This window comes from Rufibacter tibetensis (assembly GCF_001310085.1).
GTDB classification, from domain to species: Bacteria; Bacteroidota; Bacteroidia; order Cytophagales; family Hymenobacteraceae; genus Nibribacter; species Nibribacter tibetensis.
Window position 1 is genome coordinate 1,450,603 of the sequence record NZ_CP012643.1, and the last position, 20,260, is coordinate 1,470,862.

General features: G+C 47.5%; 16 protein-coding genes and 1 tRNA gene. 10 read left to right on the top strand and 7 right to left on the bottom strand.

Annotated features, from left to right (window positions below):
• Window positions 1-16: 16 nt before the first annotated feature.
• Window positions 17-2,143 carry a polyphosphate kinase 1 gene (gene ppk1 / locus DC20_RS05575; RefSeq protein ID WP_062542924.1) on the top strand — a complete coding sequence of 709 codons (2,127 nt, stop codon included), beginning with the start codon at window positions 17-19 and terminating at the stop codon, window positions 2,141-2,143.
• Window positions 2,144-2,268: 125 nt separating this feature from the next.
• Here the strand turns inward: ppk1 and DC20_RS05580 are convergent, their stop codons facing one another.
• Complete coding sequence (locus DC20_RS05580; RefSeq protein ID WP_062542925.1) at window positions 2,269-3,321, bottom strand: DUF6268 family outer membrane beta-barrel protein; 1,053 nt, start codon at window positions 3,319-3,321, stop codon at window positions 2,269-2,271.
• A gap of 39 nt (window positions 3,322-3,360) precedes the next feature.
• A complete protein-coding gene (locus tag DC20_RS05585) occupies window positions 3,361-7,104 on the bottom strand; it encodes a metallophosphoesterase (protein ID WP_062542926.1) in 3,744 nt (1,247 codons plus the stop codon).
• A gap of 612 nt (window positions 7,105-7,716) precedes the next feature.
• Here DC20_RS05585 and DC20_RS05590 point away from each other — a divergent pair.
• Window positions 7,717-8,904, top strand: coding sequence for a Pycsar system effector family protein (locus DC20_RS05590; protein ID WP_062545821.1), 1,188 nt, complete (start codon window positions 7,717-7,719; stop codon window positions 8,902-8,904).
• Window positions 8,905-8,983: 79 nt separating this feature from the next.
• On the opposite strand, the gene DC20_RS05595 is transcribed toward DC20_RS05590, so the two are convergent.
• Entirely contained in the window at window positions 8,984-10,126 is a 1,143-nt protein-coding gene (locus DC20_RS05595) for a DUF2652 domain-containing protein (RefSeq protein WP_062542927.1), read from the bottom strand.
• A 444-nt stretch (window positions 10,127-10,570) separates the two neighbouring features.
• On the bottom strand, window positions 10,571-10,771 hold the full coding sequence (locus DC20_RS05600; protein ID WP_062542928.1) for a hypothetical protein: 201 nt from the start codon (window positions 10,769-10,771) through the stop codon (window positions 10,571-10,573).
• 369 nt (window positions 10,772-11,140) lie between these two features.
• On the opposite strand from DC20_RS05600, the gene DC20_RS05605 reads away from it, so the two are divergent.
• A tRNA-Arg gene (locus DC20_RS05605) sits at window positions 11,141-11,212 on the top strand.
• A 1,139-nt stretch (window positions 11,213-12,351) separates the two neighbouring features.
• Here the strand turns inward: DC20_RS05605 and DC20_RS05610 are convergent.
• Entirely contained in the window at window positions 12,352-12,720 is a 369-nt protein-coding gene (locus DC20_RS05610) for a T9SS type A sorting domain-containing protein (protein ID WP_062542929.1), read from the bottom strand.
• Window positions 12,721-12,882: 162 nt separating this feature from the next.
• Between DC20_RS05610 and DC20_RS05615 the strand changes: the two genes are divergently transcribed.
• The 4 genes from DC20_RS05615 to DC20_RS05630 all read left to right on the top strand — a co-directional run bounded on the left by DC20_RS05615 (window position 12,883) and on the right by DC20_RS05630 (window position 16,483).
• Window positions 12,883-14,001 (top strand): NAD(P)/FAD-dependent oxidoreductase, encoded by a 1,119-nt coding sequence (locus DC20_RS05615; protein ID WP_062542930.1) that lies wholly within the window; start codon window positions 12,883-12,885, stop codon window positions 13,999-14,001.
• A 272-nt stretch (window positions 14,002-14,273) separates the two neighbouring features.
• Complete coding sequence (locus tag DC20_RS05620) at window positions 14,274-15,383, top strand: type III polyketide synthase (protein WP_062542931.1); 1,110 nt, start codon at window positions 14,274-14,276, stop codon at window positions 15,381-15,383.
• Window positions 15,376-16,101, top strand: coding sequence for a methyltransferase domain-containing protein (locus DC20_RS05625; protein ID WP_062542932.1), 726 nt, complete (start codon window positions 15,376-15,378; stop codon window positions 16,099-16,101). Before DC20_RS05620 ends, DC20_RS05625 begins: the two co-directional genes overlap by 8 nt.
• Before the next feature lie 100 nt (window positions 16,102-16,201).
• Window positions 16,202-16,483, top strand: coding sequence for a hypothetical protein (locus DC20_RS05630; RefSeq protein WP_062542933.1), 282 nt, complete (start codon window positions 16,202-16,204; stop codon window positions 16,481-16,483).
• A gap of 76 nt (window positions 16,484-16,559) precedes the next feature.
• Here DC20_RS05630 and DC20_RS05635 read toward each other — a convergent pair whose 3' ends face one another.
• A complete protein-coding gene (locus tag DC20_RS05635) occupies window positions 16,560-17,462 on the bottom strand; it encodes a histone deacetylase family protein (RefSeq protein ID WP_062545822.1) in 903 nt (300 codons plus the stop codon).
• Between the two features lie 179 nt (window positions 17,463-17,641).
• Between DC20_RS05635 and DC20_RS05640 the strand changes: the two genes are divergently transcribed.
• Window positions 17,642-18,277, top strand: a complete 636-nt coding sequence (locus DC20_RS05640; RefSeq protein ID WP_062542934.1) for a porin family protein — start codon at window positions 17,642-17,644, stop codon at window positions 18,275-18,277.
• A 179-nt stretch (window positions 18,278-18,456) separates the two neighbouring features.
• Here the strand turns inward: DC20_RS05640 and DC20_RS05645 are convergent, their stop codons facing one another.
• Entirely contained in the window at window positions 18,457-19,014 is a 558-nt protein-coding gene (locus tag DC20_RS05645) for a type 1 glutamine amidotransferase domain-containing protein (protein ID WP_062542935.1), read from the bottom strand.
• A gap of 123 nt (window positions 19,015-19,137) precedes the next feature.
• On the opposite strand from DC20_RS05645, the gene DC20_RS05650 reads away from it, so the two are divergent.
• Window positions 19,138-19,617: a TlpA family protein disulfide reductase gene (locus tag DC20_RS05650; protein WP_062545823.1), complete on the top strand. Its 480-nt coding sequence runs from the start codon at window positions 19,138-19,140 to the stop codon at window positions 19,615-19,617.
• 4 nt (window positions 19,618-19,621) lie between these two features.
• Entirely contained in the window at window positions 19,622-20,248 is a 627-nt protein-coding gene (locus tag DC20_RS05655; RefSeq protein WP_062542936.1) for a thioredoxin family protein, read from the top strand.
• The last annotated feature ends 12 nt before the right edge of the window (window positions 20,249-20,260 follow it).

The following is a 20,260-nucleotide window of genomic DNA, read 5'->3' on the forward strand; positions in this document are numbered from 1 at the left end:
GCACAACCCCACCTGAATGGCCTCTAAAGATAACATAGACCTTACTGAATCTTCTACGGCCAGTGCATCTCAGCCTGAAATCCCGCTTATTAGCCGGGAACTGAGTTGGCTGGCGTTTAATTACCGGGTGCTGCAAGAAGCCAAAGATCCCCGAGTGCCCCTGCTGGAACGCCTCAATTTCATGGCGATTTTTTCTTCTAACCTGGACGAATATTTCAAGGTACGAGTGGCCACCATGCGCCGCCTGGTCAAGTTGAAGAAGAAAACCCGCGAGAAACTGGAAGACGACCCTTCCCCTGAACTGGAAGCCATTATTACCGAGGTTTCGCGGCAACAAGAGGAATTTGGCCACATTTTCCGGAATGAGTTGCTGCCAGAAATGCGCAAAGCCCACATTCATCTGATTGATGAAACTGAGTGCACAGACGGACAACGCAACATGGCGCTGGACTATTTCCGGCGTACTGTAAAGCCGCTTTTAGTGCCTATTATCTTCAGCACCAACCCTAGCCCGCTGTTCCTGAAAGACCAGACGGTGTACCTGATGGTGCGCCTGCTGCCCAAGGCAACGCAGGACGAACAAGTGCAGGAACAGTACGCCATTCTGGAGATTCCTACCCAGAAGCATGGAGGTCGCTTTGTACAGCTACCCATAGAGAAAGGCGAGCATTACGTGATGCTGCTGGACGACGTAATACGGGTAGGCTTACCCGAGCTGTTCCCCGGCTTTGCCGAAGTGGAGGCTTACGCCATCAAACTTTCGCGCGATGCCGAACTGGATATTGAGGAAGAGGTGTCGGGCAATTTGATGGCCAAAATCAGAAAAAGCCTTAAGAAACGCGAAACCGGTCACCCGAGCCGCTTGCTTTATGACCCTGTGACGCCCAAGCCCATGCTGCACGCCCTGTTGGACCGCATTGGCATCACCACCGATGAACTGGTGGAAGGCAGCCGTTTCCACAACTTCCGTGATTTCTTCGGATTTCCTAAGTTCCAGTTGCCAGACCTCTATTACCCGCCGCAACCTCCACTGCCGCACCCAGTGCTGGAAAGGGCACCCAGTATGCTGGAGGCCATGAAAGAGCAGGAAATCATGGTACACTACCCGTACCAGAAGTTTGATTACGTACTCCGCTTCTTTGAAGAAGCCGCCGATGATCCAAAAGTTACCAGTATCAGTGTCACCCTGTACCGCGTAGCCGATAAGTCTAAAGTGGCAAAAGCTTTAATCAGGGCGGCCGAGCACGGCAAACTGGTAACAGTTGTGGTAGAACTGAAAGCCCGTTTTGACGAGGAGTCCAATATCTACTGGGGAAACCAGTTGGAGAAAGCCGGTGCTAACGTGATTTACGGCGTTGCCGACTTAAAAGTGCACAGCAAGATTGGCTTGGTAACACGCCAGGAAAACGGGCGGGCGGTGCAATACGCCTACCTGAGTACCGGGAACTACAATGAGAAAACCTCTCTCATCTACACAGATCATGCGTTGTTCACCACAGATGAACGCCTTACCCGTGAAATAAGCCAGGTCTTCCACTTCCTGGTAGACGGTGACCAGGACTTTCACTTCAAACACTTGTTAGTGGCGCCCCTGAACCTGCGGAACGGTTTATATGCGCTCATTCATCATGAAATGAAACTGGCCAGAGAAGGCAAACCAGCCTATCTGGTTGCCAAGATGAACGCCCTACAAGACTCGCGCATGATCAAGCAATTGTATGAGGCAAGCCAGGCAGGCGTGAAGATTGAGTTATTGGTGCGGGGTATTTGCAGTCTTATCCCCGGCATACCAGGCCTAAGCGAAAACATCACCGTGCGCAGCATTGTGGACCGTTATCTGGAGCATGGTCGCATTTACGTGTTTGGCAACGGGGGCGAAGAGAAAATCTACGTAGCTTCTGCTGACTGGATGAACCGCAACCTTAGCCGACGAGTAGAAGTAGCCTTCCCTATCTATAACGATGCTCTGCGGCAAGAGATACGCCACATGCTGGACCTGCACATGAAAGACAACCAAAAAGCACGTCTTTCTGATAACCAATACTGGGTTTCTGATGATTCATCCAACTCCATGCACGCCCAGTTAGCTGCCTATGATTTCCTGAAAGAGAAATTAATTCAGAGCGGCCTTGAGGTAACATAGAATATATAACCAAATTCAAAGCAAAGAGCCCGGCACATGGTATGTGCCGGGCTCTTTGCTTTGAATGCTATACAAACGTTTGAAGTTTTCGGAGCCGTTTTCCAGAAACCAGGCTTAAAGCAAGTCTATTGTTTCAGGAACCTGCGTGGCGGCACCAGGAACAGCTCTACGTTGAAGAAAACAGCATCTTTGATGTGGGTTTCTATTAATGGGTTAGCGGTGCGTTGTCGGCCGTCATACAGGTTAAACCGGTGGGTGTACCGGTAGCCGCTTTCCAGCCCAAACCAAATGAAATCATAGATCTCCCTTTCCCATCTCAAACGGCCTCTGATCTCAGACTTCCTGAGTTCTACGGTTTCGTACTGGTTGAAAGGCTCTGTGTTGATGTTGATGTTGTAAGTAGCTCCTTCAATTTTGTACCCCATGTACATGAAAGACTTTTCTGAGAAGTTACGCCTGAAGGTAACATTGGCCGGGAAGATGGCCTCTAACCCCCACTTGTCATTGAAGGTGCGGTTGTACAACAAGGCCGGGTAAAAGGTCTGACGCCCAAAGGCATAGCCTAGTTGCACCCCAAAACCATACGATAAATAAGGACTTTTCTTCCACCCGTAAATGGCCTCCATGGAGGTTCTCAGGTACCGGGTCAGGCTGATTTCACTGTACTTGCCGTAGTCTCCATTCAACTCTCCTTTCACCCGAAAAATGATGAAGTTCTTGTAGTTGATGGGACGCAGCATAATCAACTGACCGTCCAGTGACCGGAGGTTTTTATCCTGCAGCCGCTGGTACAGGGGGTATTCCTGATTTTCGGGCTCTCTGTAATTGAATTCCTCCAGAAAGTAGCTTCCGCCAATCACTAGTTTAAAATGCGGGTTGTTAACCAGCGGAGCATAAGCCTTGAATTCAAACCGGTTACTTTTGAGCACATCTGCCCGGGCATCTTCCACATTGCTCTGCTGGCCCCGGGAGTGCATGCCAAAGCGGGGCAAACGCTCATACCTGATGATGATGCCCTTGCTCTTTCCCATGCCTATCACCGATGGGTTGGCTAGTTCCTGCGCGTCTTCGGCGCCCTGCGCCGTTCTCACAGAGTCTACCACAATTTCCTGTGCCCGCACCTGTTTTAATGAGGACAGCGGTACCAACAAGCCTAACACTAATAAGAGCTTTTTCATACTAATTGGCCTTTCGGCAAGCGTGAGGTTAGAGCTGGTTTAAAAAAGAAATCCAAAGTTCAGGTTGAAGAGCTTGTCGTCTTCGCCGGCGGTGTAAGTGGCGTTGATTACGGCTTGTTTAAGTACGTCAATCCAGACACCACCGCCTACGCCACGGTGTATTTTGTTAGAGCTTTCGTCATCGGCCCAGACACGACCATGGTCAACCAAGCCCATAACCCCGAACTTGCCAGGGAACAGGTACACGTTAAACTTGAAGACCTCTACCCGTACCTCTGTGTTCTGGTAAACGGAGCTTCGGCCCGCAAAACGGGTGCGCCGGTACCCTCTCAGGTTAGATAGACCTCCTAAGGTGTTGGCCTGGTAAAAAGGGAAATCCCCGAAGTTGTGCGCCCCTCCCAATCTGGCGGCAAGCGTTACCTGGAACGGCAGACGGGGCCCAATGTAGAAGATGAACTCTGACCCTATCCGGCCAAAATCCCGTCCTTCGTCCCCAATTTGTTTTGAATAGCTGAATTCGTTTAACCACTTCAACCCAATACGCGGGTTCACCGGGGTACTCACGGCCTGCAGGTTAAAGAATGCCCGCAATCCCGTAAACTGCTCCACGCCAAACGCTTCTTCAGGGAGAATATCCTCTACGTAGCGGCCAGGGTAATGCTGCAGTTCATAGCGGTCATAGAAAGGCCCAATGCCCATTCTGATGAAGTGCGTAAAGCTGGTGTTAAGCGTAGGCGACACCATCATCCTACTCTGCCGCACCCGATAATCTTTGATGTCACGGGGTTGTTCGGTCTCATTACCCAACCCGAAGAAGTTGATCTGGTACTGCGGCCCGAAAATGGCTGCTTTCACGCCCAGGTCCAGCTTGTCATTGAAGATTTGCTTGAACTCTGAATCATACCTGATGTTGTAGGCACGGGTGGCAAAAGCGTAGTTGGCCCGCAGATAATGCTCTGAGGCGTACGGTTGCTTCCGGAACTTGTGGTTGCGGTACATAACGCCACCGCCCAGGAACAGACCGTCATCTACGTTATACTCAATGGAAAGCCGCGGCCCCAGATAAGCCAGTTTGTAGTTGTCACGGTCATACAGGTTTACTTCCTCAAAGCTCTCAGTCTTGTCTTCAGCCTCCTGGCTTAGGGTTAGCGTGTTTTGCTCACCGGTAAAGTCATACACTTTGGTCTTACGCACGGCACCTTTCACAAACGATTTGTCTGTAATGGAGTCATTGCCTTCCCCTCCTATGATGCGCACCATAGGGCTGGTTTTCACGTTACCAGTCACCTCGAACACGTCATCACCGCCCAGGCCGTATAACCTGATTTCTTCGGTTTCTTTCCGGAAGAACAAGCGCCGGTACAGCTCTTTGCCTACTTCCCCTTCTTTGTTGATTTTGCGCACAACCACTTCTGTTTCATCATCAGAAATGCGGCGCACCTCAAACTTCTCACGCTTGTCTGAACCGGCTATGTCTACGTCTTCGGCTAAGTGCACATAGTACTTCTCAGCTACCTGCGGCAACAAATCTCTTCTTGATTTCAGCTTAGAAACAAGTTCAGGTCCCGAGATAGGATACACTTCCGCTGGCATTTGGCGCACCGCTGATTCAATGGCTTCATCGGTCATGGAGGCCTGCATCTGCTTGGCCAAGGCAATCCACTGGTCGCGGGTGACGCTGGACAGGAAGGTGCGGTCTATGGTTAAAGCCGTAAGGTTAAGTCCTTTGTAGTCTGAATAGTCCTTGCCGAAATTCTGGAAGTTCCTCACCGCCCAGCGCCGGCTTACTAACCACGGAATAACCCCATCGCCTTTAAAGAAGGCTACGTCACGGTCTTCAGGCACCGGACGATAAGTTCGGTTGTCTTCGCCTGATTTAGTTTCAACCCAGCGCCACTGTCCCTCGTGCCGATCCCAGTCACCAATGAGCATGTCCAGGAGACGGGCTTTGGCGAACTCTTGCTCGTTAACGCGGTTGTCATGGTCATTGCGCTTGCGTTCAAGCAGTCTCTCGGTGCCTACAATGTTGGTGGCGTTGCCTAAGCTGGCTACATCAGCGTGGTCTTCATCAGCATCTTCCTCAAAGAAAGCCACGGTATTATTAAACTCATCCAGGTACTGCCGCAAGCGCGGGTCACTGGGGATGTACACCAGTTTGGGGTTGGTGTGGTAGATACCAGCTACATCGGCGAGTTTTGCTGCCACCAAAGCACCATATGGGTGCTGCGCCGAAATCTGGTCCTGGAGCAAATCACGGGCGAACGTTTGCTGCAGAGAAATGGGTAAAACGTTGGTTGGGTCTTTATTCACCGAGCGCAGCGTATACTCCCGTCCCTCCTCGTTTCTCAATTTAAGGGAAGAGGTCTGTTTTCCGCCTCCTTTTTGATAAGGCACTAACCCACCTTTTTCGCGCTGTAAGTCCAGCAACGGAATTGTCACGGGTGTTTTCCATTCTTGACGGTAGTGTTTCCCCAGCACGGCTTTCTGGAGAGCATTCGCCTCATACACGGGGTTAGCCGGCAAGGTAATGGTGCTGTCTCTGTAGTCTTCCTTTGAAACAACCACTTGCTCGGTCTCAGGCTTGGTCTTGGCGTACATGGGCATCCGGAACGACAATTTGGCTGGTTCATCGTCATCGTTCTTGGCCCAGAACTCTACCCACGCTTCTCCATTCCGGTAGTAGTTGACCCTGGCATACCCCTGCGACTTTTCAGCGTAAAGGGCATCACCTCCGTTTTTCACGTGTTGGGTTTTACACCCGGCCCCGCTTACAATGTGTGACAGCTTGCCTTGCTTGAAGTACTGCAGGTTGTGCTCATGCCCGGCCGCATACACTATGTTGTCATATTTGTTGAATATGCCCATTAATCCATTGATGTACGCCTGGTAGCTGGGGTGCGGAATATCCTGCGCAATACCGCCGTACTTACGGGCCAATGGATAGATGGACCCAATGATAGGCAACGGCAAGATTAAGCCTTTCCGGAGGATGGTTAGCGGAAACAAATGGTCTGTGAAGGTGAAATACCCCCCGTGAATCCCGTTACTGAACAGCGGGTGGTGCCCCACTACTACAATGTTCTTTTCTTTATTCTTTTCAATGATGTCTTCTAACTGCACCAGCATGTCTACTTCATTGACTACGCCGCAGGGACTATTGTCACCGTAGGGTTTGTCATATGGGTGCAACCACCAGTGGGAATCCAGCGCGATTAAGACAATTTCTTCCTCAATGAGCACTTCAAACGGACCAGGGCAACCATTACCTGGCACAAAGAAATCTGTGCCCACCACAATGTTGCTGTCTGCCAGGTATTCTTCCACAAAACGCTCTTCGCGCACTACAGCATTCCAACCATCTGGCGTACCGCTTCCCCCGCCCCAGTCATGGTTTCCGGGGATCATGTATTTCTCGCCTTTGTAGCCTTTCAGGATATCCAACTGCGCCTTCATGCGCTCTTCAGCGGTTTTGCGGTCATAGGCGTCCGGCTCAGGCAACCCGTTGTGGTAGATGTTGTCACCCAGGTACACCACGGCACTTTTTTCACCAGCCCGGTCAATCTGGGACTTCAGGTGCATTAAGGTAGGGTCAGGTTTGTCTGTGAGCGGCGCACCGGCATCACCAATTAAAAAGACGCTATAGATAATTTCAGAAGTGTCTTTGGGCGTTTGATCCTGCCAGTTCTGGACATTGCGGGCGTAATAAGGTTTTGAGGTGGTACAAGCCTGCACCAGCCAAAACAAAGCGATGGGAAAGAAGAGGAGAAGGTATTTTTTTTTCATGAATGGTTAGGTGGCAAAGCTTTTCACTTCTACTTACTTTTCTGGTTTGCACCAACGTCAGTAGAATGTAGTTCAACCTGTGAAAGCTGCTCTTTATACGGAGCGGGCGCCTCTGAGATAACCCTTCCTCCCTTAAATAGCTTCTACAGGATATTTGCTCTATGACGTACGCAGGTGGGTTAGGGTTAGAATAAATTTTCTAGCCAGTTCTTTCCCGCTATCTTTACAAACGTTGGTGAGCAGGATTCCTTGTATTAGCGTTTCAACGCCCGTTTTCAGAAAAGAAGCCTAAAATAGTGCCTGTTCAGCGCAGAGCAGCACCGTTCAAAAAACTTATCATGACTTATCTGGTTTACAGGTGAAGCTGCAGGCCGTTGAATCTCCTGCTCTGTTGTCTTTATACCCGCTTGTGGTTTTTGCGTATTTTACCAAGAACGGAGTAAAACTGGAATAAACACCTATGAAGGTTAGCCGTTTGGCAGCAGGTACATGAATTCTGCTAACCTTACGCCCTAATTTCGCGTTGTACACCTTTGGATTTAACTATTGCGGAAGCCGCAAATTTGTGGCTTCATGACAAGTGCTACGGGCAATATCGCTCTCACCTACTTTATGGAAAACGAAGATCTCATCAGGAAAGCTGGAAACTATGTATTCACGCTTTTTAAAGAGAAATTATCTAAGAAACTAGTTTACCACAACTACAAACACACGTTTGAGGTGGTAAAAGAGGCCAGACAATTGGCCGAGGGGTATTCATTACCTCCTGAAGATCTAGAAATACTGGTGCTGGCGGCCTGGTTTCATGACACCGGATACATTTCTACCTATGAAAACCATGAAGAGGAGAGCGTGGACATTGCCACCGCTTTTCTGACTGAAGAAAAGTACCCTCCTGAGAAAATTGAGCAGATCAACAACTGCATCATGGCCACCAAACACGGCTCTGTCACGCATCACCTGTTGGAAGACATTCTGGTAGATGCTGACATAGCCAATATTGGAAAAGAAACCTTCTTTGCCACCGCGGAGCTGCTGCGCGTAGAGTGGGAAATCTACCTGGGCCGCACCTTCTCTGATTTAGAGTGGGCCCAATACCAATTAGACTTTCTGCTTTCGGTTTCCTTCCGGACTCAACCGGCACAGGCCAAATTCTCCAAGCAGTTAAGCAAAAACATCCAGACGCAGCGCACCCATCAGCAGGAGTTATCTAAAAAGAAAAAGAAGAAAGAGAAGAAGAACCGTGAGAACCTGGCCCAGCCTAAGCGGGGTATTGAGACCATGTTCAAAAGCACCTATGATAACCACATCAGTCTAAGTGCCATTGCTGACAATAAAGCTAACATGATGATCAGCTTGAATGCCATTATCATGTCCATCATTATTACCTATCTGGGTACCAAGTCTTCCATCATTGGAGCTGAGTTCACCCGGAACCCGGTGCTGATGATTCCGGTGGGCATTCTGTTGGCGACTACACTGGCCTCAGTGATTTCGGCAATCATCTCGGCACAACCAGAGGTGACTAGTTTCCGGTTACGTCCAGACAAATTAACTAGCCGGCGCATTAACCTGTTGTTTTTCGGTAATTTCACCAAAATACCCTTAGAAGACTTCCAGAACGGGATGCATGATATCATGAAGGACAAGAATGCCCTTTACAATAACATGATCACTGATATTTATTACTTAGGAGATGTATTGAAGAACAAGTACCGCTTGCTGCGCATTTCTTATACCATCTTCATGATAGGCATCATTTTGACCGTGGTTTCCTTTGTGATTGCCATTGCTAGGTAACTTAATTGGATCTATAAAACCAGAAGAGGCGGCTGTTTCATAACAGCCGCCTCTTCTGGTTTTAAGGGTAATGTGATGTTTATTTCTGCCTGTTTTGGTGCAGTTGCTCACACAAAGCTTTTAGTTGCACAAAAGATGCTTTCATAAAGCCTTTGATTTGTTTCCGGCCAAAGTGATCATAGAAGTAATCCCCTACAGAGACTCTGCTGTAATGAAACTCCAGGGTAAGGTTTGTACAACCATCTTCTTCGTGCAGAAAGTAAAAAACCAGTGAGTTAGGAAACATCTTGAAATTAGCCATCTTCTCAATGACTTCCATCCGGCCTCCGGCTTCACGGCTTTGCAGGGTTTGCATTTCTATGGAACCACCTTTCTCCATTTCACAGATGTAGTTGGTGCCAATACGGTTCACTTTCCTGGTATCAAACTGGGCCCTTTTTACACGGTGCATCCATTTGGGCTTAAGCCGGTAATTCTGAATCACGCGCAACACCAGATCTACCGGGGCTTTTATCTGATCCTTCAATGAGAAAGTGTTTGGGTACTGCTTGAGCGTATGCTCTGTTTCAGGGTCAGTTACCAAAAGGCGCAGGGGCGTAAGAAAGGCATACTTATAACGGATGTCTCCTACGTGCTCATAGTTGTTCATGCCGTCTTTCAGCTGAGACCATTCAAAGCTCTGCTTCACCACTTCGGGCTTCTGGGTGTTCAGATAGCCTTCTGTTAGGAGCACGTATTCTGAGCCTTCTATGCTGTTCTTCAACAGACGGTGGGCCAAAATCACGTCAGTACCCATGAGTTTGGTATGGTCTCTTATTTGGGTCACGCTAATGCGCCCGTAATGCACCACAATCTTAAGCGTGAGCTTGTTATCTGAGAGTTTGGGGCCTGCCATAATTTCATCGCCCTCCATAATACGCAGGTAATTCTGAAAATCCAGGAAAATCTGTTTGCACTGGCCTACCAACTGCTCAATGGCTGGCGCCTCTCCCAATTTATAGAAAAGGATAGCGTCACCCTGAATTTCGCACACTTCCATGTTCAGGATGTTGGCTTCAATGATGATTTCCAGCAGGTCTGCAATAAGGTTACGGCTGTACTGCACCCCATTTTCATGCATGAAACGGGTAAAGCCACTTATATCCGGAATAAACAACAGCGCTGGCTGTGAGTCATCCGCCTCATGAGTTGCTATAGAAATATTGGTTACTGTTGACTCCATGGAATACAAACTAAGTCAGAAGTCTTTCAGTTGAAGCATTCAACTAATGTCATCCTTGTTGGATTACCTACCAACGCCACATATACGTGATTCAAGGGTATTCCTTTGCCTTTGATAGGAACTTGTTTCTAAAATTTTAACGTCCTGCTTTCCACCTGTTCTATTAATAAAGACATCAGCCCTAAAAACAGACAAAAATAGGTGTACGGACCTGCCACACACTTGATCAAAAGTTCTGCCAATTAATCAGAACAAATAAAGCAATTCAGGAATTTAGGCAAGAATCTATCAAAGGGAGGGCTTTTAATGATGGAGAAACACCTCTGCCCTTTTACCAATAAGTACAAATACCCTGCTCAATGGCAGAAAGAAAGGCATAAAAAAAGGAGTAAAGGGCCAGATGAATGGCTCCTTTCACTCCTCTACATGAAGCCTAAGTTCTTCTTAGGAATTAGCTTCTGAGTTCTTTGGCTTACGGCCTCTTTTTGCGCCTTTAGGCTTATTCAAAGAATCTGGAATTTGATTTAGTGCTTCGTTCATTTGGCTGAAAATGCCCAGCATCAATTGAACATCTTCCACATTTTGGCAGTCACGGATTACCTCCATCTGCATTTTATCAAGCTTACTTTTAAGTTGTTCTCTCATAATTTTTAAGTTGTAGTATAATTAAGTCGGTGCAAAGATATAAATTACGCTGAATGTTCAACAATCAGCGCACAATCGTTCCGATTAATTTATACTTACAGTATAGCAATTAATTTGTTGCTTTTTTTCTAAAATTAACCTTCTAATTAACCAACCTAATTAGAGATTGATATTCTTAAGGATCAAAATTAAGTGCTAACTCATTTTAATCTTCAGAAAGACGCAATTGGTATTCCTGTTTAAAAAAAGCGGGAATTTTGCATACTCTAGGCATAAACCCAAGAATGAATCTTTAATTGCAGGGCTATTTGTTTTCTGGAAACTAATTTTACTTTACTTTTGCAAAGCAGTGAAAAATCTTTTGTTGCGGGCTTCGTAGTTCAACGGATAGAATAGACGTTTCCTAAACGTTAGATATGGGTTCGATTCCCGTCGAGGCCACTACTAAACCCTTTGGTGTGCTACCAAAGGGTTTTTAATTGCCTTTTACTTATCTCTTCCCTGCAGAAATCCACATTTCCTTTGGAGTACGCCTTAAAACCTTTTCAAGCCTATCTTTCCTCTTTATAACGCACTTTTCCTAGCTCTTTGTAATATCCTGCCGTGCTTTGCCTAAAAGCTTATAAACTTTCACCCATTACCCTCCTATTTTGTACAGAGTAAATCTCTTTACCAGAATTGCACTTGCATAGAATATTTAATTTTCTGCGGGTGGTTCCATTTTCTTTCGTAATTCCTGAAAGAGCTAAGAAAATGAAATTTATATTTTCTTTGCTCAATAGTATAACCGGATAACCACAAGGTTCCATTGTCCTGAAGCTATTTAAGTAAAACTATCCAAACAGCTTGATTTATAACATCTTCTCCATTCAAGAAAATAGAACCCGCACATCATTAAGCTTTACTAACGCACTTTCCCTGATAGCTTTTCTTAATTTCGATTATTACACCTTTTCTGACTCCAAAGAAAATAAGACAGATGAAGTGAGAAACTATTTTAGGGCATGTTACCCCCTATATTGGTTGGACTTTTTACATACTCTGGTTACTTCTTACTGATAATTTTAAAGCAGCAGATATCCTATTCTTTTTACTCCATTTGCCAAAGAATTTTAGAAGTGCACCAAGGCAGCTTTTAGCGATAAAGCTATTCAAAGCGAAAGTTCTACTTACATTCAAAGAGAGAATACATAAACTAAAATCAATTCAAACTCCCCTCATACAATGAGCCCTAATCTTGAAAAACCTAAAGAATAAACTAGCCCTTTTTCAATTTCTATCTGCTCTATGGAGAAAGGTGCACCCTGAACATTTCCTCTGATTACAACTAGATCTCTCTTTCATTGGTCTAGGATATTCTTAAACTTCCTACTGCCGATTAGTCAAGGAGTGCAAAAATGGGGCCCTCAGCTACTTTGTTAGCAAAGCGTCTTTTCCTGAGATTAGCCTAGTATTGATGGGACACAACTAATTGGCTGAGGAAAGCTGGCGTATTGAGAAACCCAACTGACGTATTGAGAAACCCAACAAAAAGGCCAAGCCCTCAGGAGAGCTTGGCCTTTTTGTTGGATTTCTTAAAACTACTTCAGAATCACTTTTCTGACTTCACTGTAAGAGGAGGTTTCCAATTTAACGTAGTACAAGCCTTTGGCAAGTTTGTTTAAATCCAGGGTTCTTAAGTAATGGGTATTTGGATCTTGAATCACCTCGCGGTACACCACATTTCCTATCACATTCATGATGCGTAGATCAGTTTTTTTACCTTCAAAACCTTCCAGAGAAATGGTAATTTGCCCGTTAGAAGGGTTAGGATACACAGACATAGACTGGTCTTCTACATCTACTTTTGCCTCATTCTTCTGCTCTGTGGGTAGTGCCCGGGTTCTTACCTGCGCGGGTACCTTAAAGAAGGTGAGACAAATAATCAATAAGAGTATAAGGTGTTTCATGAGTTTTCTTTAATCTTGAGTACTAAACCTTTAGAACCGTCTGCACATTTTCATAACGAGCAATACAGGGCCTTGGTTTTGGATTTTACACTAAACAACTAACCAAAAATACGGTTTCAGAGAACAGCAATTGAACATATTCAACATTCCCGTATAAACCATATGAGCAACCGCAAAGCCATTATCATTGGAGGAGGATTAGCCGGTCTGGTGAATGCTTTGCAACTATCAAGCCAAGGCGTAGAAGTGACACTGGTTGAGAAAAAAAGGTTTCCTTTTCACAAAGTCTGTGGCGAATACGTGTCCAATGAGGTGCTTCCCTTTCTGAAAACCCTTGGGGTAGAGATAGAAGACTTAAGACCTGCGCACTTAACCCATTTCGTGCTTTCCTCGCCCAAAGGCCGCACTTTACAGACCCCACTGGACTTAGGAGGCTTCGGCGTAAGCCGATATACTTTGGACCATTATTTATTCCAGTTAGCCCAAAAGCAAGGGGTGACGTTTCGGCAGCAGGTAAGCGCCACCGACGTTCTCTTTAAAGAAGAAGCCTTCACTGTTACCCTTTCTACTGGGGAGCAACTGCAGGCTTCGGTAGTTATTGGGGCGTATGGCAAGCGCAGTGCCCTGGACCGGCGGTTCAACCGAAGTTTTTTTGAGGAACGGTCACCGTACCTGGCTGTGAAATACCATCTCAAAACGCAACTGCCCAAGCATGTCATCTCTCTGCACAACTTTGCTGATGGCTACGCGGGGGTTTCGGCCATTGAAGAAGACCGCTACTGCTTTTGCTATCTCACCACCCGGCAGAATTTGAAACGCCACGGCACCATTGCGCAGATGGAGGCAAAGGAACTCAGTAAAAACCCCTGGCTTCGGGACCTATTGCAAAACAGTGAATTTCTTTATAATCAACCTGAAGTCATCAACGAAATCTCATTCGCACCCAAAGCCTGCCTGGAAGATCACGTGCTCATGAGCGGCGATGCTGCTGGGTTGATCACCCCACTTTGCGGCAACGGCATGGCCATGGCTATTCACTCGGCGAAAATTTTATCTGAACAGGTGCTGCTTTTCCTGAATGGCCAACAAACAAGGACGCAAATGGAAGCCAACTACATCACTCAGTGGCAAAAGCAATTTGGCGCGAGGCTACAAACCGGACGATTGGTTCAGCGCCTGTTTGGGCACCCAGTGCTGTCTGAGATAACAGTAACCGGCCTGAAGTACCTTCCGGGAGCAGTAAAAGCAATTATGCGTCGTACGCATGGCAAGCCTTTCTAAAAATAAGGAATAGGCCTTTAGGTGATCTTTGCACTTTCCAGTTTTTGTATCATTCCCCCAAAATGCCTCTTAATCAACAATCTCAATCTGCTTAAAACGCGTAGGTCAAAAGGACAAGAAGGTTGCGGGTGCCTGCCTACGTATTAAAACCTGAACCAGCGGGAAGCAGTATGAGAAAAACAGCAGGCGGGCATTCCTTTTCTCCCAAGTGTGCTGGCAAATCTGCACGGGCTTTGTAAACATCTTGCTGCTTTTTTTCTTATACTTAATATATGAAGAGTTACCTCTGCGCCATCGGCACGGCTAATCCACCGCATGCTTTCCCTCAGCAGCAAATTGCTGACTTTATGGCCGAGGCCCTTCAGCTAGACGAACAGAACACCCGAAAACTTAAAGCCCTGTACCGGGTGTCGGGCATTGACCAACGGCACACGACCTTACCCGACTATGGCCGCCAGAACGGCGAATTTGAGTTCTACCCCAATACCCCCGGTTTGGAGCCATTTCCATCTGTGGGCGACCGCATGCGGGAATACCGAAAATCGGCTTTGCCGCTTTCTGTGGAAGCGGCGCAAGAATGTTTGGCGCAACTCCCTAACCTGGCCGTAAACCAGATCACTCATTTGATAACTGTTAGTTGCACGGGCATGTACGCCCCCGGGCTAGACATTGAATTGGTGGAAGCCTTAGGTTTACCCACCCATGTAGAACGCACCTGCATCAACTTCATGGGCTGCTATGCAGCCTTCAATGCCCTAAAAGTGGCCGACACTATTTGCCGCGCCCACGCGAATGCACGGGTGTTGATTGTCTGCACCGAGCTTTGTACCCTGCATTTTCAAAAACAGGCCGAAAGCGATCATCTGGTGTCAAACGCCCTCTTTGCTGATGGGGCTGCCGCGGTAGTGGTAAGTCCGCAACCACTATCATCTTTGTCATTGCGCGTAGATGCTTTTCATTGCGATTTGGCCCCTTCCGGTCAGAAAGAAATGGCGTGGCACATCCATGATTTTGGGTTTGAGATGACGCTTTCCTCCTATGTGCCAGCCTTGATCAAACAGGGCATTGGCCAGTTGACGCAGTCTTTGCTGAAGAAGTTGAACCTGAAACTGGAAGAAGTAGAATTCTTTGCCATTCACCCGGGCGGGCGAAAGATATTGGAAGTAATTGAGCAGGCTTTGGGTCTCACGGCCAAAGACAACCGGCACGCCTACCAGGTGCTTCGGCAGTTTGGCAACATGTCCTCTGCTACCGTGCTGTTTGTTTTGCAGGCGCTTTGGCAGGAATTACAACCCGACCGCCACGAGGCTCCTATCCTGAGCTTTGCCTTTGGCCCTGGGCTCACCTTAGAATCTATGCTGCTTTCCGTGCACTATGTTTAAAGAGCGGTCTACCCAGCTTGAGTTGATGGATGACCTCACGCTCGCGAGTGATGACCTGCGCCGGAACCTGCAGGAACTGGAATTCATCAATGTGTGGCTGGGCGGGCATGACGTGGTGCGCAACGGCCTTAATTACATCATCAACCACCCGCTTTCTGGGCCTTTTAAAGAAAAGAAGCTTAAAATAGCGGACTTGGGCAGCGGTGGCGGCGACACTTTGCGCATGGTTGCCCGCTGGGCCCGCAAGCGGAACCAACCGGTAGAATTGGTGGGCATAGATGCCAATGCCTTTATGCTAGACTACAGCGCCGCCCTGAGCCAGGAGTACCCGGAAATCACCTACCGGCAAGCCGATGTTTTTTCCCCGGAGTTTGCCCAGCAACAATTCGATATTGTCATCTGCAGCCTTTTCCTGCACCACTTCTCAGATCAGCCGCTGGCTTCTTTGCTGGCTCAATTAAAGAAACAGGTTCGGGTAGCTGTGCTCATCAATGATCTGCACCGGCACCCACTGGCGTTTTATTCCATCAAGACCCTTACCCAACTTTTCTCCCGCTCGTATTTAGTGAAAAATGATGCCCCACTTTCTGTGCTGCGCGCTTTTTCACGAACTGATTGGAAACGAATTTTAAGAATGGCTAACATAAAAGCGTATCAAATGCGTTGGAAATGGGCGTTCCGGTGGCAATTGGTTTTTGGCCCCGTTTCAGAAAAATAGCACCAAAAAGAAAAATAATTTGCAACTTACTATTACAGAGTATCATACAACGTACTTACCGCCAATAAAAGCAACGGTAAATACCTAGACAGGTACTCTTTTGAAAGCGAAGAGCCAGGCTTGTGGTGGCGCCTTCGCTTATTGTTTCACCAAATCTTTCCCCATGGGCCGAAGTTCCTCCAAACAAACAGTTCAGTTCTGGCTACTTTTAGTAGCATCTATCCTTTTATCAGCCATGGTCATCAGCCTGTTTCTGCACGTCATGAAGGTGATGATCTATCTCTTGCTTGTGCTCCTTCTGGCGCCCATGATTTACCTGACTTTAAAAAACTCCCTCCCCCAGTTCCGGGGCTCTGACACAAAACTCAAATCCCGTAATTAGATGGTAGACGTTAGATACTAGATGTTGGATTACGGAAGAGCAAACGTCTAACATCTAGTATCTAACGTCCAATATCTTAGAAGAAGATCTGTTGGGCTAACCGGAAGGTATTGGCATGGGCCTCTACAATATCTGCAATTCTCGTGGAGTATCCGCCGCCCATGCTGGCCACCAGGGGCACATTGTTTTTGTAACACAGCTCCAGCACCATACGGTCACGCTCCTTGCAACCAGCATGGGTAAGAGCCAGTTTTCCTAACTTGTCTGATGATAGTACGTCTACCCCGCTCTGGAAAAAAACGAAATCTGGCTTCACGCTATTCATGAGAGTAGGCAGGTGGTCTTGCAGAAGTTGCAGATAGGCTGCGTCACCTATGCCATCGGGCAAGGGTACGTCTAGATCAGATTTCTCTTTGTGCAGAGGGTAGTTGTTGCCACCGTGCATGCTGAAGGTGAACACCCGTGGCTCATCTGCAAAAATTTCGGCGGTGCCATTACCCTGGTGCACGTCTAAATCTATAATGAGTATTTTCTGCGCTTTGCCTTGGTCAAGCAGGTATTGGGCGGCTAAGGCATTGTCATTGAGCAGGCAGAAACCTTCGCCCCGGTCTGTGAAGGCGTGGTGGGTACCCCCGGCAATGTTCATGGCCACGCCAAACTCTAATGCATAAGCTGCGCATTCAACAGTTCCGCCCATGATCATGATTTCCCGGTCTACTAACTCTTGTGACAACGGAAAACCTGTTTTTCTGATCTCTGAGGGGGTTAACTCCAGTCCTCGCAACCGGCGCCAGTACTCGGGCGCATGCACCCGCACAATCTGTTCCTCAGACAAAGGAGACGGTTGAAAGAAGTTCTCCTGAGTGACGGTGCCTTCATATAAAAGCTGCTCGGGCAGGAGTTCGTATTTGAGCATCGGGAACCGATGATTTTCGGGGAGAGGATGGGCGTACTCTGGAGACCAGGCTATTTTAAGCATAACGGTAGCTGCAATCTGTATAGGATTATTTCCATTCTTGCGCTCCTGCACCCTAGGTGGGGCTGTGTAAGCCCTGCAAATTCCCTTTTGCAACATTATAGGCAGGAGACAGTATAAGGGGAACAACCCAAATTCTAGAAAAGGGTTTTGCTTTACCCAATCCAAATGTACTACCAACTATGAAAAAATTGTGTTTACTCTTTATATGTGCTTTTCTCTTTGAAGTTGCCCAGGCGCAGGAACGCGTGCTGAACAGAGGCATTATCAACCATAATGAAACTTCTGGCGGTGGCGAGCGCACCAACAGTGGGTTCGGGATAAAAGGAGGCGTGCTCTTCAGTTCCCTTCAGGGCGATGGCCGTGACATGCTGGACAACCTGAGATCTTCTACCAACTGGCATGCTGGTTTTTACTCCCAGTTTAGCTTAGGCCCTAACTTTTCCATTCAGCCAGAGGCCCTTTACACCCGACGTGAAGTAAATGCAGATGACTCTGACCGTCGGTTCGACTACATTGACGTGCCAGTGCTGGGGGTGGTGACGCTTACTGAAACCATCAGCGTTCACGCAGGGCCTCAAGTGGGTATCATGTTAACGGCGAAGGAAGATGACAAAGAAATTGACAAACAAGGCCTGAACACCTTTGACTACGGTGCCGCTGCCGGAATTGAAGCCAAACTTTTCATCTTCAGACTAGGCGGACGTTACTACCGCAGCTTTGCAGACCTGGGTAAATTTGACGCGACCAGCACTAACCAAGCATTGAATGACATCAAAGCCGGAAACTTTCAGGTCTATATAGGCGTAGGGTTTTAATAGCGTTAATTCTATATAAGTTTAACAGGAAAGGGTGCTTCTAGTAAGAGGCACCCTTTCCTGTTTTTCTGTTTATAAGCTTTTTTCTAAAATAAGCCTTTAAAAGGAAAGCCGATGTCAGTACCACCGGCTTTCCTTTTCTATCTAAAGGCAAGAGATTAACTTCTGTAGGCAAGAGATTAACTTCTGTCGTGTTTCCCCTCGGCAAACTCCTCTATCATTTTCTTGTTGAAGGCAGGAATGTCATCTGGTTTACGGCTGGTAACCAAGCCTTGATCGGTGACTACTTCCTCGTCTACCCAAGTGGCACCGGCGTTGGTAAGGTCCGTTTTCAGCGAAGGCCAACTGGTCATTTTTCTTCCTTGCACGGCTCCGGCCTCAATGAGCGTCCAGGGCCCGTGGCAAATAGCGGCAATGGGCTTGCCAGCTTCATGAAAAGACCGCACAAACGCTACAGCTTGCTCATTAGCACGTAAGTAGTCTGGGTTCATGACCCCACCCGGCAGCAACAGGGCATCATAATTTGAGGCCACGCCACTTTTCAATTCTCTGTCTACCTCAAATTCTTTTCCCCAATCGGTCATGGCCCAGGCTTTGACTTTGCCTGACTGTGGGGAGATGATATGGGTTTCGGCGCCGGCTTCCTCCAGAGCGGCCTTTGGTTTCTCCAGCTCTACTTGCTCAAATCCTTTTTCTACTAATATGGCAATTTTCTTACCGGAAAGTTTTTGTGACATAATCTTTAAATTATCTATATGTTAAAATCGTATATGATTGTACATTGGTACAGAAAGATTCGTTACATTGATATGAAATACCGTAACACTATGTTTTTTAGATGCACCCTTGGCCTTTGCTTAATGCTATTCACGTACCTGCTGCCCTCTGCTGCAACTGCACAGACGCAAAAGGTGGCTAAGGTGAAGCTTCCGCACCTGCAGAAATACCTTAACTCAACGTCAGACACTACTTACATCATCAACTTCTGGGCTACGTGGTGCAAACCTTGCATAGAGGAGCTCCCCAGTTTTGAAGCCGTGCAAAAACAATACGCCGGCCAGCCGGTGCAGGTGGTGCTGGTGAGCATGGACTTCGCGAAAGACCTGGAAAAGAAAGTGGTGCCGTTTGTGACCCGTAACAAGTTACAGAGCACCGTCTTTCTATTGGATGAACCAGACCAGAACGCCTGGATTGACTTGATTGACCCTTCGTGGAGCGGAGCTATCCCGGCCACTCTATTTGTGAACAATGCCCGTAAGCAGCGGCTTTTCCTTGAAAAGCCATTAACCCTTGCCCAACTACAGGAACACCTTACTTCTAAATTTTCTAAAAACCCCTAACCCTATGAGAAAACCCTACTATTTCCTGATCATCTTAAGCGTGTTCTCGCTTATGGCTACTTCGGCATACAAAATGGCGGAGGGCGGCTACCAGGTGGGTGACACCGCTTCTGACTTTAAGCTGAAAAACGTGAATGGCCAGATGGTGAGCTTACGCGACCAAAAAGACGCCAAAGGATTCATTGTCACCTTCACCTGCAATACCTGCCCCTACTCTAAACTGTACGAAGACCGGCTGGTTCAGCTGCACCAGAAATATGCCGCAAAGGGATACCCGGTGATTGCCATCAACCCGAATGATGTGACCGTTTCTCCGGAAGACTCTTTCGCGCACATGCAGAAGCGGGCCAAAGACAAGAAATTCCCGTTTGTGTACCTGCAGGATGAGACCCAAGAAGTGGCAAAACGCTACGGCGCCACCCGCACCCCACACGTTTACTTGCTTACCCGCGCCGGGCAGGAGTTACAGGTGTCTTACATTGGCGCCATTGATGACAATTCTGGTGACCCGGAGAAGGTACAGAAACGTTATTTGGAAACGGCCTTGGACCACCTGATTTCCGGTAAACCGGTGCCGCAGACCAGCACCAAAGCCATTGGCTGCACCATCAAGTGGCGCAATAACAGCTAAGTATAGAAAAAT